Origin of the sequence: Bradyrhizobium lablabi (assembly GCF_018129385.1) — a bacterium.
GTDB lineage: Bacteria > Pseudomonadota > Alphaproteobacteria > Rhizobiales > Xanthobacteraceae > Bradyrhizobium > Bradyrhizobium lablabi_C.
Genome location: NZ_JAFCLN010000011.1, coordinates 150,380 through 164,637, shown reverse-complemented (window position 1 = coordinate 164,637; position 14,258 = coordinate 150,380). Strand labels below are relative to the sequence as shown.

Annotated in this window: 14 protein-coding genes; 6 read left to right on the top strand and 8 right to left on the bottom strand. The window is 64.0% G+C overall.

Going from position 1 to position 14,258, the window contains the following annotated elements; all coding sequences use genetic code 11:
* Positions 1-214: 214 nt before the first annotated feature.
* From JQ628_RS21110 to JQ628_RS21100, 3 genes are all read right to left on the bottom strand, one after another.
* Entirely contained in the window at positions 215-1,468 is a 1,254-nt protein-coding gene (locus JQ628_RS21110; RefSeq protein ID WP_212225041.1) for an MFS transporter, read from the bottom strand.
* 216 nt (positions 1,469-1,684) lie between these two features.
* On the bottom strand, positions 1,685-3,028 hold the full coding sequence (gene glmM / locus JQ628_RS21105) for a phosphoglucosamine mutase (protein WP_212225040.1): 1,344 nt from the start codon (positions 3,026-3,028) through the stop codon (positions 1,685-1,687).
* 210 nt (positions 3,029-3,238) lie between these two features.
* Positions 3,239-3,406 (bottom strand): hypothetical protein, encoded by a 168-nt coding sequence (locus JQ628_RS21100; protein WP_212225039.1) that lies wholly within the window; start codon positions 3,404-3,406, stop codon positions 3,239-3,241.
* A gap of 100 nt (positions 3,407-3,506) precedes the next feature.
* On the opposite strand from JQ628_RS21100, the gene JQ628_RS21095 reads away from it, so the two are divergent.
* A complete protein-coding gene (locus tag JQ628_RS21095) occupies positions 3,507-4,643 on the top strand; it encodes an alpha-hydroxy acid oxidase (protein WP_212225038.1) in 1,137 nt (378 codons plus the stop codon).
* A 280-nt stretch (positions 4,644-4,923) separates the two neighbouring features.
* Here JQ628_RS21095 and JQ628_RS21090 read toward each other — a convergent pair whose 3' ends face one another.
* From JQ628_RS21090 to JQ628_RS21070, 5 genes are all read right to left on the bottom strand, one after another.
* Positions 4,924-5,544: a hypothetical protein gene (locus JQ628_RS21090; RefSeq protein WP_212225037.1), complete on the bottom strand. Its 621-nt coding sequence runs from the start codon at positions 5,542-5,544 to the stop codon at positions 4,924-4,926.
* 79 nt (positions 5,545-5,623) lie between these two features.
* Entirely contained in the window at positions 5,624-6,202 is a 579-nt protein-coding gene (locus JQ628_RS21085) for a hypothetical protein (RefSeq protein ID WP_433996154.1), read from the bottom strand.
* 125 nt (positions 6,203-6,327) lie between these two features.
* Positions 6,328-7,170 (bottom strand): shikimate dehydrogenase, encoded by an 843-nt coding sequence (locus JQ628_RS21080; RefSeq protein WP_212225034.1) that lies wholly within the window; start codon positions 7,168-7,170, stop codon positions 6,328-6,330.
* A gap of 31 nt (positions 7,171-7,201) precedes the next feature.
* Positions 7,202-7,834: a YoaK family protein gene (locus JQ628_RS21075; RefSeq protein ID WP_212225031.1), complete on the bottom strand. Its 633-nt coding sequence runs from the start codon at positions 7,832-7,834 to the stop codon at positions 7,202-7,204.
* A gap of 57 nt (positions 7,835-7,891) precedes the next feature.
* Positions 7,892-8,680 (bottom strand): hypothetical protein, encoded by a 789-nt coding sequence (locus JQ628_RS21070; RefSeq protein WP_212225029.1) that lies wholly within the window; start codon positions 8,678-8,680, stop codon positions 7,892-7,894.
* Between the two features lie 178 nt (positions 8,681-8,858).
* Here JQ628_RS21070 and JQ628_RS21065 point away from each other — a divergent pair, with 178 nt between their 5' ends.
* Genes JQ628_RS21065 through JQ628_RS21045 form a run of 5 tightly spaced genes read left to right on the top strand, consistent with a single transcriptional unit; the run spans position 8,859 to position 14,257 of the window.
* Positions 8,859-9,179 carry a helix-turn-helix domain-containing protein gene (locus JQ628_RS21065; RefSeq protein WP_212225028.1) on the top strand — a complete coding sequence of 107 codons (321 nt, stop codon included), beginning with the start codon at positions 8,859-8,861 and terminating at the stop codon, positions 9,177-9,179.
* Entirely contained in the window at positions 9,179-11,194 is a 2,016-nt protein-coding gene (hyfB, locus tag JQ628_RS21060) for a hydrogenase 4 subunit B (protein WP_212225027.1), read from the top strand. Before JQ628_RS21065 ends, hyfB begins: the two co-directional genes overlap by 1 nt.
* Complete coding sequence (locus JQ628_RS21055) at positions 11,185-12,141, top strand: respiratory chain complex I subunit 1 family protein (RefSeq protein WP_212225026.1); 957 nt, start codon at positions 11,185-11,187, stop codon at positions 12,139-12,141. The genes hyfB and JQ628_RS21055 overlap by 10 nt, the downstream gene beginning before the upstream one ends.
* Before the next feature lie 5 nt (positions 12,142-12,146).
* On the top strand, positions 12,147-12,809 hold the full coding sequence (locus JQ628_RS21050; protein WP_212225100.1) for a hydrogenase-4 component E: 663 nt from the start codon (positions 12,147-12,149) through the stop codon (positions 12,807-12,809).
* Positions 12,806-14,257 (top strand): hydrogenase 4 subunit F, encoded by a 1,452-nt coding sequence (locus tag JQ628_RS21045; protein WP_212225025.1) that lies wholly within the window; start codon positions 12,806-12,808, stop codon positions 14,255-14,257. Before JQ628_RS21050 ends, JQ628_RS21045 begins: the two co-directional genes overlap by 4 nt.
* The last annotated feature ends 1 nt before the right edge of the window (position 14,258 follow it).

Sequence of the window (14,258 nt, the reverse complement as noted above, 5' to 3'; positions counted from 1 at the left end):
GACGCCTCACATCTAAAAACTCACGGGGGGACGATGGCATCAAATGCTTAAGCGCCACTTAACCCTAATTTTTAAGGTTGATAATTCTCTACTGCCCTCGTGCGGCGCGCGGCAAGTGATGCATTCGCAGCACAACAAGCCCGGCGAACACGCCACACTTGCTAACGATGTGTTGACGAAAACGACTTCCGCGCGGCGAGGTTTTAACGAAAGCTTACCGCGGATGGCCCGGCATCTTCGGCAGGAACACCGCGAGCAAGCCGAGCGCCGGCAGGAAGGCGCAGAGGTGATAGACGAAGGCGATCGAGGTGCGGTCAGCGAGTTCTCCGAGCACGGCAGCGCCGAGCCCGCCGATGCCGAAGGCGACGCCGAAGAACACGCCTGAGATCATGCCGAAGCGATGCGGCATCAGCTCCTGCGCGAACACGATGATCGACGACGTCGCCGACGAGATGATCAGGCCGATGAAGATGGTGAGCACGGCGCTCCCGATCAATCCGGCATAGGGCAGCGCCAGCGTGAACGGCAGCGCGCCGAGGATCGAGAACCAGATGACGTATTTGCGGCCAAAGCGATCACCGAGCGGCCCGCCGAAATATGCGCCCACCGCGTTGGCGGCCAGGAAGATGAAAAGATAAAGCTGCGCCGCTTGCGTCGATACGCCGAACCTGTCGATCAGATAGAAGATGTAGTAGCTCGACAGACTCGACACGTAGAGCTGCTTCGAAAGCAGCAGCGCGACCAGCACGGCGATCGCGATCTTGATGCGCCGCGAGTCCGGATGATCCGGGTGCAGTTCGATGGCGGCCGCCTTCTTGCCGGCGACCTGCGGCTTGTACCAGACGCCGATCCGCCACAGGATGACGATCGCCACGAAGGCGATGGAAGAGAACCAGGCGATGCTCGGCTGGCCGAACGGCACCACGATCAACGCCGCCAGCACCGGTCCCATCGAGGTGCCAAAACTGCCGCCGAGCTGAAACACCGATTGCGCAAAGCCATAGCGGCCGCCGGAAGCGAGCCGCGCGATCCGCGCCGATTCCGGATGGAAGACCGCCGAGCCAAGTCCCACCAGCGCGGCCGCGATCAGGATGATGCCATAGTGATGCGCCACCGACAGCAGCAGCAGGCCGAAGAAGGTGGAGCCCATGCCGATCGCAAGCGAGAACGGCTGCGCCTTCTTGTCGGTAAAGTGTCCGACCACCGGCTGTAGCAACGACGCGGTAAACTGGAACGCCAGCGTGATCATGCCGATCTGCGCGAAGTCCAGCGCGTAATTGTCCTTCAGGATCGGATACACCGATGCGATCAGCGACTGCATGGTGTCATTGAGGAAGTGCGAAAAACTGATTCCGGCGAGCACGATATAGGCCGGCCCCGCCGCCTTCACGGGCGCAGCCGGCGCCAGCTCGGGCATCGCCACCGGCGCGGCCAGCGCTTCTTCCGGGACGATGACGGGCTTGTTCAAGGAATCATTTCCGAGGGGATTCGCAGGCGAGGCATCGCCCTACCTACGCCGCGGGCGGCGGAGATACCATCGACATTCCAATATGGCTGGGATGCAGGCGCATGATCCGCCAAAGCATGCCCTCAGGCAAAAGCGCGAAGCGCGTCTTCGCGTTAGATGACCTGAGGGTGTGTGCGGTTTGGCGTTAGATCATGCGCATCCAAAAAACAACGGGCCTCAGGCGGCGGCCTGGCCCAGCGCACTGACGATGTTGTCGACCACTTCCTCGACCAGGATGCGGTCGTCGCCCTCGCCCATCACGCGGATGACCGGCTCGGTGCCGGAGGGGCGGATCAGCAGGCGGCCGTGGCCGTTGAGACGCTTTTCGCCGGCATCGATCGCGGATTTGACGTCGGCATCGTCGAGCGGCTTGCCGCTCTTGTAGCGCACGTTCTTGAGTATCTGCGGCAGCGGATCGAAGCGGTGGCAGACTTCCGATACCGGGCGGCGCAGCTTCTGCACCACCGCCAGCACCTGTAGCGCAGCGACAAAACCGTCGCCTGTCGTGGCATAGTCGGACAGGATGATGTGGCCCGACGGTTCGCCGCCGAGATTGTAGCCGCCCTTCAACATTTGTTCGAGCACGTAGCGATCGCCGACCGGCGTGCGCACCAGTTCGATACCGTGGCTTTCCAGGAAACGCTCGAGCCCGAGATTGGACATCACAGTGGAGACGATGCCGGGTTTTGCCAGTCGCCCCTCCTCCTTCCAGCTCTGCGCGATCACGGCGAGCAACTGGTCGCCGTCGACGATGTGGCCGCGCTCGTCGACCAGGATGACGCGATCGGCGTCGCCGTCCAGCGCAATGCCGATGTCGGCGCGCATCTCGCGCACCTTCTTGCTCAGCGCTTCCGGCGAGGTCGAGCCGCATTCCTTGTTGATGTTGAAGCCGTCGGGATCGACGCCGATCGCAACGACGTCGGCACCGAGCTCCCACAGCGCTTCCGGCACCACCTTGTAGGCCGCGCCGTGCGCGCAATCGATCACCACGCGAAGCCCGTCGAGGGAAAGCTCGCGCGGCAGCGTGCGTTTGGCGAATTCGATGTAGCGGTCATGCACACCGTCGATGCGGCGGGCGCGGCCGAGGCTGGCGCTCTGCGCGAGCCGGCGGTCGATCGGCTCGTCCAGCAATTGCTCGATTTGTTTTTCGACGTCGTCGGAAAGCTTGAAGCCCTGGGGACCGAACAGCTTGATGCCGTTGTCCTCGAACAGATTGTGCGAGGCCGAGATCATCACGCCGAGATCGGCGCGCATCGACTTGGTCAGCATCGCAACGGCCGGCGTCGGCATCGGGCCGAGCAGCAGCACGTCCATGCCGACAGAGGTGAAACCCGCGACCATCGCGTATTCGATCATGTAGCCGGACAGCCGCGTGTCCTTGCCGATCACCACACGGTGGCGATGCTCGCCGCGCTGAAACACCAGGCCAGCCGCCTGCCCCACCTTGAGCGCGAGCTCCGGCGTGATCAGTCCATTGGCACGGCCCCGAATCCCGTCGGTCCCGAAATATTTGCGGCTCATGTAACCCCCAACGCCTTCCGAGGAGTTTTTGCCCTGCGGCAAGAGGCCTCGACGCCACCATCATAGCGTGTAGGCCGTTATAAGCCCTGCGGCGCTAAAATGGCTTCAAAAAATATGATGAATCATTACCGGCGGGCGGGCCGCCGGCAACGACCTAATTCATTGTTATCACTTGTGTTATTCCACTTACCACTGCGGAACCGGCTGGCATCAGGGCTTGCGGCGAATATACTGGTCGCTCAGCGTCGGTGCCGGCTGGGTGACATTGACGGCGTCGGAACCCGGAAACGTCTCTTCCAGCCCCTGCTGGAGCGCCTCGTCGAGCCGACGCTTTTCCACCTCCTCGGTGGTTTCGGGATGAGAACGCGATTCGGACATGACTTTTCCTCCCCGCGAGTTCCAGTGCGGATTTGGCGGATGGCTCAACCATGCTAGATGACAATCAAAAACCGTTATTCAAGAAAGCTCGGAAATGTCTATGAAGCACGTTACCTGCATCGAAGACCTGCGCCTGCTGCACAAGCGCCATGTACCGAAGGCGTTTTTCGACTATGCCGACCGCGGCTCGTATACCGAGGACACGCTGCGCGCCAATTTCGAAGACCTGCAACAGATCAAGTTTCGCCAGCGCATCCTGGTCGACGTGTCGAAGCGGAATCTCTCGACCACGATTCTCGGCGAACCGGCTTCAATGCCGCTGATCCTCGCGCCGGTCGGATTGCTGGGGATGCAGCATGGCGACGGCGAAATTCATGCCTGCCGCGCCGCGCAGGCCGCCGGCATCCCCTTCACGCAAAGCACGATGTCGATCTGCTCGATCGAGGATATCGCGGCCGCCGTGCAAAAGCCGTTCTGGTTCCAGCTCTACGTGATGAAGGACCGCGGCTTCATCAAGGAACTGATCGAGCGCGCGATCGCGGCGAAGTGCAGCGCGCTGGTACTCACCGTCGACTTGCAGGTGATCGGCCAGCGCCATCAGGACATCAAGAACGGCATGACCGTGCCGCCGCAATGGTCGCTGTCCAAGCTGCTCGACTTTGCAAGCAAGCCGGCCTGGGTCGCCGGCGTGCTGCGTGGCAAGCGCCGCACCTTCGGCAACATTGCAGGGCATGTGAAAAACGCCGACGACCTCAATCGTCTGGCGGAGTGGACCGCCTCGCAGTTCGACACCTCACTGAGCTGGAAGGACATCGACTGGATCCGCAGCATCTGGCCGGGCAAGCTGATCCTCAAGGGCATTCTCGACGTCGAGGACGCCGAGCTCGCCGCCAAGACCGGCGCACAGGCGCTGGTCGTTTCCAACCATGGCGGCCGCCAGCTCGACGGCGCTCCCTCGTCGATCGAGGTGCTGCCGGAGATCGTCGATGCGGTCGGCTCGAAGATGGAAGTGATGTTCGACGGCGGCATCCGCTCCGGCATGGACGTGATGCGCGCGCTCGCGCTTGGCGCAAAGTCCTGCATGATCGGGCGGGCCTATGCTTACGGGCTTGGCGCGGCCGGCGAAGCGGGCGTGGCGAAGGCGATCGATATTCTGGCCAAGGAGCTCACCACCACGATGGGGCTGTGCGGCGTGAACACGATCGCCGAGATCGACGAGAACGTGCTGGCGAATTGACCTCTTCCCTTCTCCCCTTGTGGGAGAAGGTGGCGCGCGATAGCGCGCCGGATGAGGGGTTCTCTCCGCAGACACTATCGTCCGATTGAGGGGACTGCATCCGCGGAGACAGACCCCTCACCCGGCCGCGATGCTTCGCATCGCGTCCACCCTCTCCCACAAGGAGAGAGGGAAAGAACACACGCTCGAGATTCCCCGGTGCGCAAGTGCGCACCTGAGGTCTGGTGCTACGCACCATCCCGGAATGACGTTTATGTCCGCGCGAGCGCCGACATAAACCTCACATCGGCGGCGTCAGTCCGTCGCGGCCGACATTGACGCGGTTGGCTTCCAGCGTGCCGTCGTCCTTCTTGTTTGCGCCGAAGATGATGAGCTTCGCGCCGGGCTTGATCTCGGACTTGTCGCTCGCGACGAAGGTGACGATCGGGGTGTCCGGCGGCACCACGACTTTCTTCTCGCCGTCCTTGTATTTGACCAGGATGTTCTGGCCGTCGGTGCCCTTCACCGTCTCGGCCACCGCCGCATTGGTCATGCTGCTGCCCGGACGCGCGTCCCAGGGGCGAAAACCTTCAGCCGCGCCGCGCTGGTTTTCGGGAAAGATGTGAACCGCGAATGCTTTCTGAACCCCATCCGGCTGGGGCATCGCGCTGACGCCGATATACGACCCTGACTTGATCTCCGACAGGTCGGTCTTGACGACGGCGAAAACCGCGAAGTTGTCGGTCATCTTCACCTTCACGTCCGTGCCCTCGCGGGTCTTGATCGAAAGCACGTTGCCATCCACGGCCTCGATGGTGCCGCGGATGCGAACCGTCGGCGTCGGCGGCTGCTGCGCGATGGCCTGCGAGGCGATCGCGCAGACGATGGCAAGCGAAGCGATCAGTGAAGCTAGTTTGCGCATGGCGTCCTCCCGTGCTTTCCGTTGCAGGGAGAACACCTCGGCATCGGCGGTATTCCGGGAAGAAGCGTGAAAATGCAGCCTACATTGGCGGCGTGAGACCATCACGGCCGACACCGACGCGATCGGTCTCCAGCGAGCCGTCCGGCAATTTCTTCATGAAGGCGATGACCTTGGCGCCGGGTTTCAGCTCCGACTTGTCGCCGGGAACATAGGTGACAACAGGCGTCTCCGGCGACACCTGCACTTTCTTCTCGCCGCCCCTGTATTTGACCAGCAGCGTGTGGCCGTCATTGCTGACGACGGAATCCGATACGGTCGCGTTCGTCATGCTGCTGTTCGGCTTCAGATCCCAGGGACGCGAACCTTCGCCAGTGCCGCGCATGTCCTCCGGGAAGACATGCACCTCGACCGCGTTCTGAACACCGCCCGGCCCGGGCACGGTGGTGGTGCCGATGAAGGAGCCGACCTTGATGTCGGACAGTGCGATCCTGGCGATGCCGGCGACACGGATATCCGGCGTCATGTGCAGCTTCACGTCCTCGCCGCCGCGCGATTTGATTTCCAGCACATCGCCATTGACAGCTTCGACGGTGCCGCGGACGCGCGTCGGCGTCGGCGGCTGTTGCGCGATGGCATAGATGGTGGATGCCGCCACCATCGTAACGGCAACGATCGGGCGGATGAATTGATGACGTCGAGTCGGCATGCATTGGTCTCCGGGGTCTGCCCCATGTAGCAATGCACCCCGGCGACATAACGATATTCCGTTTCACAAGCGCGCGATCACGCGTGTTTGAGATCCGCTTCCACCAAGGCGCGGAGTTCCGCCGTCACCTGCGGGCGCTGCCCGAACCAAAGTTCGAAGCCACGCACGGCCTGGTGCAGCAGCATGCCGAGCCCGTCGGCGGTCTTGAGGCCACGCGCCTGCGCGGCGGACAGTAGTTCCGTCTTCAGCGGCACATAGACCAGGTCGGCCACAACAGCGTTATCGGGCAAAAGGGAGACGTCGATCTCCAGCGGCGGCTGGCCGTGCATGCCGAGCGATGTCGTGTTCACCAGCAGACCCGCGCGCGGAAGCAATTCGCCGGCTTTGTCCCAGGTGGCGGGCTGCACGCTCGCGCCGAATTGATCGGCCAGCGCGCGAGCACGTTCGATGGTGCGGTTGACCAGATGCACCTGCTTGATGCCGCGCTCGAGCAGGCCGAACAGCACGGCGCGCGCCGCGCCGCCGGCACCGAGCACCAGCGCATCGGTTGCCTGATCCCAGCCGGGAGCGCCGGCGTCGAGATTGTTGATAAAGCCTTCGACGTCGGTGTTGGTGGAGCAAAGCTCGCCGTCCTTGAACCACAACGTGTTGGCGGCGCCGACGGCTTTCGCGCGCGCGTCGGGCTTCGAGAGCGCGAGCGCCCGCTCCTTGTGCGGGATGGTGACGTTGGCGCCGACGAAGCCGCGCAGCGATAGCCGCAGCACAAAGTCCCTGAAATCGTCCGGCGGCACCGCCTCGATCACATAGCCGCCCTCGATGCCGAGCGTGCGCAGCCAGTAATGATGGATCAGCGGCGAGCGCGAATGCGCGGCCGGCCATCCGATCAGGCAGGCGGCGCGGGTTTTGGTTGCTGATGTCATGGCCTTCAAATCGGGCAAGCGGCGTTCGCTGTCAATCCTGACGCTTCGCGCTTGCGGCACTCAGCGCGAGCGCAGCTCCCGCCGCAAACCAGATCGCGGCAAGATCAATCCGGACATAGGCAAACGCGCCGGCGGCCGCGCCCGCGACCAGCGCGGCCCACATCAACAGGTTCGGCAACCAGCCCCAGCGCGATCCCCCGGTAAGCGCGGCAGCCATGAGCTGCCCGACCTTCACCAGCGCGCCGGTGACGTAGGTGACGCCAAGCCCGGCCCCGCCCTCGATCTGAAACACCGCATTTTCCAGGCCCATCGCCAGCACGATCGCCGCGACCGCGGCGAATGGCAGGTCAAACGCATGCGCGAGCGCCGCACCCGCCAGCAAAGCGGCTTCAACCAGCAGCACCAGCGCCTGGCGGCGCTTTCGGCGGCCGAGCACGATCAGGCTTCCGCCGGCGGCTCCGCCGACAAACAATGCGATCAACGCGAGCGCATCGATAGCATCAGACCATTGACCATCCGCCAGGCTGACGCCCATCCGGGTCGAGTTGCCGCTCATGAAGGAAACGAACAGGCCGCCGAGATGCAGAAAGCCGATGCCGTCGACATAGCCGGCGAGCGCGCTGAGCGCACAAGCGAGCAGGATGTTGGCGCGGGTATCGAGCATGCCCGGGCATCTTGCCCGCTCCGCGGCCGCGGCGGAAGCCGCAACGGTTCAAGCGCGTCAGCCGCTCCAGGCATAAACCTCCTTCTCATAGACCTCGCGAAAACCCGCGCGTTGTAGATTACCAAGCGAATGTTCGAGGATGTTGAGGGTTTCGGATACTGCGATGGCGCAGCCGAGCCTTTCGGCGTGCGCCAGCCGCGCCGCGATCAGGGCCTGCTGGGCCCCGCGCTTGCGGTCCGCCTCCGCGGTGGATGCGGAGAGCAGATAGGCGATGTCTTCGAAGATCGCGAGCAAGGCGATCGCAACCGGCCGCGAGCCGTCGAAGGCCATGTAATGGAAGAAACCGTCCTTGCCGGCCGACTGCACATATCCGGGCCAAAGCGCCTCGCCGAGCGGCTCCCGTGCAGCCGCGATCGCCTCAGTGGTGACTTCGCATACGTCAAGGTCGGTTCGAAACGGCGCCGGCGCCTTGCCCTCTCGCAGCAACGTCGGATAGCGGACGTACGGCACGCGGGCGAGCCCGCCGGCTTCGAGCCAGCGGCGCACCGTCTCCATCTCCGGTCCGGGGCTGAGCCAGACAAAGAACTTTTTCACGCCGTGGCGAATGAACAGGTTTGTCCAGTGGGCGATGCCGGTCTCTTCCATGCCGGCTTCCCGCCCGCACAGATGAACGCGGTTGAAATTGAACGAGGCGAGTTCGCCTTGCCGCTCCGGATCGATCGTCACGTAAGCATGGCCGAACGGTGGGCCATCGAATTGCCGGCAAATCAGATTGTCCGGCTGGCAGTTTTCGTCCAGCCATCGCGTCAGCCGCTTCATTCGCGAGGACAGGACGATCTCGTCCATGGCGCGCTCCGCATCCCGGTTCCACGGCATCATGACGGCATTTTCCGGTCCCGTCGCCAGCAGAGGCATCCCTTAGATTAGATATCTGAAATATCATTTGTTGACACTTTAACATCATTAATTATGATGCAGAGATGATCCTTGGTGCGGGCAGGAATCCCGGCGGCGAGGCAGGCCAATGATGACGGCAGCTCAATTGCGCGCCGCCAGGGTGCTTCTTGGCATCGATCAGCGCCGGCTCGCGGAACTGTCGGGACTTTCCGTGGCCACCATTCAGCGCATGGAGTCGAGCGAAACGATGGTTCGGGGCAACGTCGATTCGCTGGTCAAGCTGGTTGCCGCCTTCGAAGCGGCCGGAATCGAGTTGATCGACGATGGCGCCGCCAGCCATTCGCAGGGGCGCGGCGTGCGCCTGAAAAGCGGCTCCGCTTCGGCCAAGCCGGTTCCGGGCGAGCAAGCCAGCAACAAGCCTGCAAGCCGAACAAGGGCGCGCTCCTGATGCCGCCTGTCGTCCTGCAAATGGCTTGTATCGCCGGATTGCTGGGACTGGCGGTTCTGGCGATCATCCTGAGCCGCTCGAAGGCGGCGACGGCCGTGGTGTACGGCGCGACACTCGCGCTGTCCGCGATCGCCTTGACCGGCGCCATTCGCTGGCTGCTCGGCGACACCACGAAGCCCGGCGATCTGGTGCTGCCGATCGGGCTGCCTTGGCTCGGCGCGCATTTCCGCCTCGACGCGCTGGCAGGATTCTTCCTTGTCGTCGTCAACCTCGGCGGCGCGGCCGCAAGCCTCTACGGCCTCGGCTACGGCCGCCACGATCACGCCCCTTACCGCGTGCTGCCGTTCTTCCCCGCCTTCCTGGCAGGAATGAATCTCGTGGTGCTGGCGGACGACGCGTTTTCCTACCTGCTTTGCTGGGAGTTCATGTCGCTTGCGTCATGGGCGCTGGTGATGGCGCATCACCGCGAGGCCGGCAACGCCAGGGCAGGCTACGTCTATCTGGTGATGGCGAGTTTCGGCACGCTGGCGCTGTTGCTGGCTTTCGGCCTGCTCGCCGGTCCCGCCGGGGACTACGGGTTCGCCGCCATCCGGGCCACGCAGCACACGCCCTATACGGCGACGCTGGTGTTGATCCTGATGCTGCTCGGGGCGGGATCGAAGGCAGGCCTCGTGCCGCTGCATGTGTGGCTGCCGCTCGCCCATCCGGCGGCTCCCAGTCATGTCTCGGCGCTGATGAGCGGCGTCATGACCAAGGTCGCGATCTACGGCTTCATCCGCGTGATCTTCGACCTGCTGGGGCAACCGGGCTGGCCGGCGAGCGCGGTCGTGCTCTTCCTCGGCGGCATCACTGCCGCGATGGGCATCCTCTATGCCATGATGGAACGGGATCTCAAGCGCCTGCTGGCCTACAGCACGATCGAGAATGTCGGCATCATCTTCACCAGCCTCGGCCTTGCCATGGCCTTCCAGGCCAACGGCCAAAAGCTCGCCGCCGCGCTCGCCTTCACCGCCGCCCTGTTCCATGTTCTCAACCACTCGTTCTTCAAGAGCCTGCTGTTCTTCGGAGCCGGCGCCGTCCTGACCGCGACGGGAGAACGCGACATGGACAGGCTGGGCGGGCTGATCCACCGCATGCCGCTCACGAGCTTCGTCGTGCTGGTCGGCTGCGTCGCGATCTCGGCGCTCCCGCCGTTCAACGGCTTCGTGTCGGAATGGCTGATCTTCCAGGCCGTGCTGCAAAGCCCGGAGCTGCCGCAATGGGCGCTGAAGATCATGGTGCCCGCGATCGGGGCGCTGCTGGCGCTGGCGGCGGCGCTGGCGGCGGCATGCTTCGTCAAGGCGTACGGAGTTGCCTTTCTCGGCCGGCCGCGCAGCGTCGCAGCGGAAACCGCCGGCGAAGTCGATCGCTTCTCGCTCGCTGCGATGTTCATTCTCGCGGCATTGTGCCTGCTGGCCGGAATCCTGCCGGGGCTGGTGATCGATGCGCTGTCGCCGGTCGCGATGCAGATCCTCGGCAGCCGGATGCCGATACAGGTCAACGAGCCCTGGCTCTCGATCGTGCCGATCGCGGAGAGCCGCAGTTCCTACAACGGATTGCTGGTGATGGTGTTCATCACCATCTCCGCCTCGCTCGCCGTCTACTTCATCCACCGCTTCGCCTCGCATGCGTTGCGGCGCGGGCCGGCCTGGGGCTGCGGTTTCTCCGACCCGACGCCGGCGGCGCAATATTCCGGCGGCAGCTTCGCCCAGCCGATCCGCCGCGTGTTCGGCACGCTGGCCTTCCACGCGCGCGATCATGTCGAGATGCCGGCGCCCGGCGATATCCGGCCGGCGCGGCTGCGGATCGAATTGCACGACCTGATCTGGGAAGGAATGTACGAACCCATCGCAGCCGCAGTCGGGCTTTCTTCCGAGAAACTCAACCGGCTGCAATTCCTGACCATCCGCCGCTATCTCAGCCTGGTGTTCGCCACCCTCGTCACGCTGCTTCTGGTGCTCGCGATATGGTCGTAATCTCGGACATATTGGTGCAAGGCATCCAGATGCTGCTGGTGCTGCTGCTGGCACCGCTGCTGACCGGCTTCGTGCGCAAGGTCAAGGCCCGGTTGCTGCGCCGCCAGGGTGCTTCGATATTCCAGCCCTATCGCGACCTGCTGCGGCTGCTGCGCAAGGAAGTGGTGCTGGCGGAAAACGCCTCGTGGCTGTTCCGGGTGACGCCTTACGTGACCTTTGCCGCGATCTGGGTCGCGGCCGCGCTGGTGCCGACCTTTGCGACGGGCCTGTTGTTCAACTGGACCGCCGACCTGATTGCGATCGTCGCCCTGCTCGGCAGCGCGCGGTTCTTCCTGGCGCTGGCGGGGATGGATGTCGGCACCAGTTTCGGCGGCATCGGCTCCAGCCGCGAGGTCATGATCGCCGCGCTCGCCGAGCCCGCGATGCTGCTGATCGTGTTCTGCATGGCGCTGGTCGCCGGCTCGACCCAGCTTTCGACGGTGGCCAATTTCATGGCCTCGTCCTATGTCGGCCTGCGGGTGTCGCTCGGCATGGCGGTGATCGCGCTGATCATGGTGGCGCTGGCGGAGAACGCGCGCATCCCCGTCGACAATCCGGCCACCCACCTCGAGCTCACCATGGTGCACGAGGCGATGGTGCTGGAATATTCGGGACGGCACCTCGCCATGATCGAGTTCGGCGCGTTCCTCAAACTCTTGCTCTATGTCTCGCTGATCGCCTGCGTGTTCCTGCCCTGGAAGATCGCGGTGTTCGGTACCGGCGCGCTGTCCTACGCCGTTGGCGCCGCCGCCTATATCGTCAAGCTCGCGGCCGCCGGCTTCTTCCTCGCGCTGTTCGAGACTGCAACCGCGAAAATGCGGGTGTTCCGCGTTCCGCAGTTCCTGGGTGCGGCGCTGATGCTCGGCCTGCTGGGCACGCTGCTGCTGTTCGTGTCGAGGAGTTTTTGATGCAGATGCACAGCCTCGCCTTCGACGTGTCGCACACGCTGGCCGGCGGCCTGGTCCTCATCAGCTTCATGATGCTGTACCAGGACCGGCTCTATTCGCTGCTCAACGTGTTCGCGCTGCACGCCGTGGTGCTGTCGCTTTCGGTGGCCTGGCAGGCGTTCGTGCAGGACGCGCCGCATCTCTACATCACCGCAATCATCGCCCTCGTCTTCAAGGCGATCGTCATTCCGGTGGCGCTGCACCGCATCGTCAAGCAGCTCGGAATCCATCGCGACATCGAGGCGGCCGTCGGCATCGGCCCGACCATGCTGGCCGGGATGGCGCTGGTCGCGCTCTCGATGGTGCTGATGCTGCGGGTGACCGCCGACGCCGACCCGCTGGCGCGCGAGGATCTCGCCTTCGCGCTGTCGGTCGTGCTGCTCGGCCTGCTGGTCATGGTGACGCGCCGCAACGCGGTCAGCCAGGTGGTCGGATTCATGTCGCTCGAGAACGGGCTGGTGCTGGCGGCGACCGGCGCCAAGGGCATGCCGCTGGTGGTCGAGATCAGCGTCGCCTTCTCGATCCTGATCGCCTTCATCGTGATCGGCATCTTCCTGTTCCGGATCCGCGAACGGTTCGATTCCGTCGATGTCTCCGCGCTCGATGACTTCAGGGGCGAGCGGCGATGAGTGCGCATTCCTTCGATGCCGTGGCGGCGGTCCTGCTGATCCCGATCGGGTCGGCCGCGCTGCTGGCCGCCTTGCCCGGCTACCGGCTGACGGCGCGGCTCAATGTGGTGGCGAGCCTGGCGACATTTCTCGCGGCGCTTTCCGTCTTCGTGATCGATCGCCCGCCGCCGGGCCCCTATATGCTGATCGACGATCTCAACATCGTCTTCATCGTGCTCAACACCTTCGTCGGCTTCACGACCAGCATCTTCAGCGCCAGCTACATCGCCCACGAACTCGAAACCGGCCGGTTGACGCCGGTCTATCTCCGTTTCTACCACGCGATGTACCAGACCATGATGTTCGGCATGAACCTCGCGTTCGTGTCGAACAATATCGGGCTGATGTGGGTCGCGGTCGAACTCGCGACGCTGACCACGGTCCTGATGGTCGGCATCTACCGCACGCATGCTGCTCTGGAGGCGGCATGGAAGTATTTCATCCTCGGCAGCGTCGGGATCGCTTTCGCGCTGTTCGGCACCATCCTGGTCTACATGGCGGCGCGCCCCGTGGTCGGCGAAGGCCAGGACGGCATGATCTGGACCCTGCTGATCGAGCACGCCGCGCGCTTCGATCCGGCGCTGCTCAACGTCGCCTTCATCTTCCTGTTTCTCGGCTACGGCACCAAGGTCGGTCTCGCGCCGCTGCACGCCTGGCTGCCCGACGCGCACGCGGAAGGCCCGACGCCGATATCGGCGGTGTTGTCGGGCCTGCTGCTGAACGTCGCGCTCTATGCCCTGCTGCGCTTCAAGATCCTGATGGCGGCCAATCCGGCGGCGATCGCTCCCGGCCCGCTGATGGTGACGATGGGGCTGGTTTCGCTGGTGTTCGCGGCGTTCATGCTGTACCGGCGCCGCGACATCAAGCGCCTGTTCGCCTATTCATCGATCGAGCACATGGGCATCATCGTGTTCGCGTTCGGGATGGGCGGCCCGCTCGCCAATTTCGCAGGCCTCTTGCACATGGTGATGCACAGCCTCACCAAGTCGGCGATCTTCTACGCCGTCGGCCACATCTCTCAGATCAAGGGCACGCAGCGGATCAACCGGATCCGCGGCCTCACCGTGACCCATCCGGCGCTCGGATGGGGTTTCGTCGTGGGCGTCGTCGCCATTGCCGGACTGCCGCCGCTCGGCATCTTCATGAGCGAGTTTCTCGTCGTCAGTTCGACCTTCGCGCGGCAGCCGCTGCTGGCGATCGTCCTGGTGTTCGGGCTCCTGCTTGCGTTTGGCGCATTGACGCTGCGCCTCACCAGTGTCGCGTTCGGCGAGCCGCGCGGCAGCAAGGCTTCGGCCGACGCCTCCTATGTGCCGATGTTCGCGCATCTCGCTTTGGTTCTGGGCGCCGGAATCTACCTGCCCCCGCCGCTCGTGACCTGGTTCCAGCACGTCGCCCGGCTTCTTGGATAGG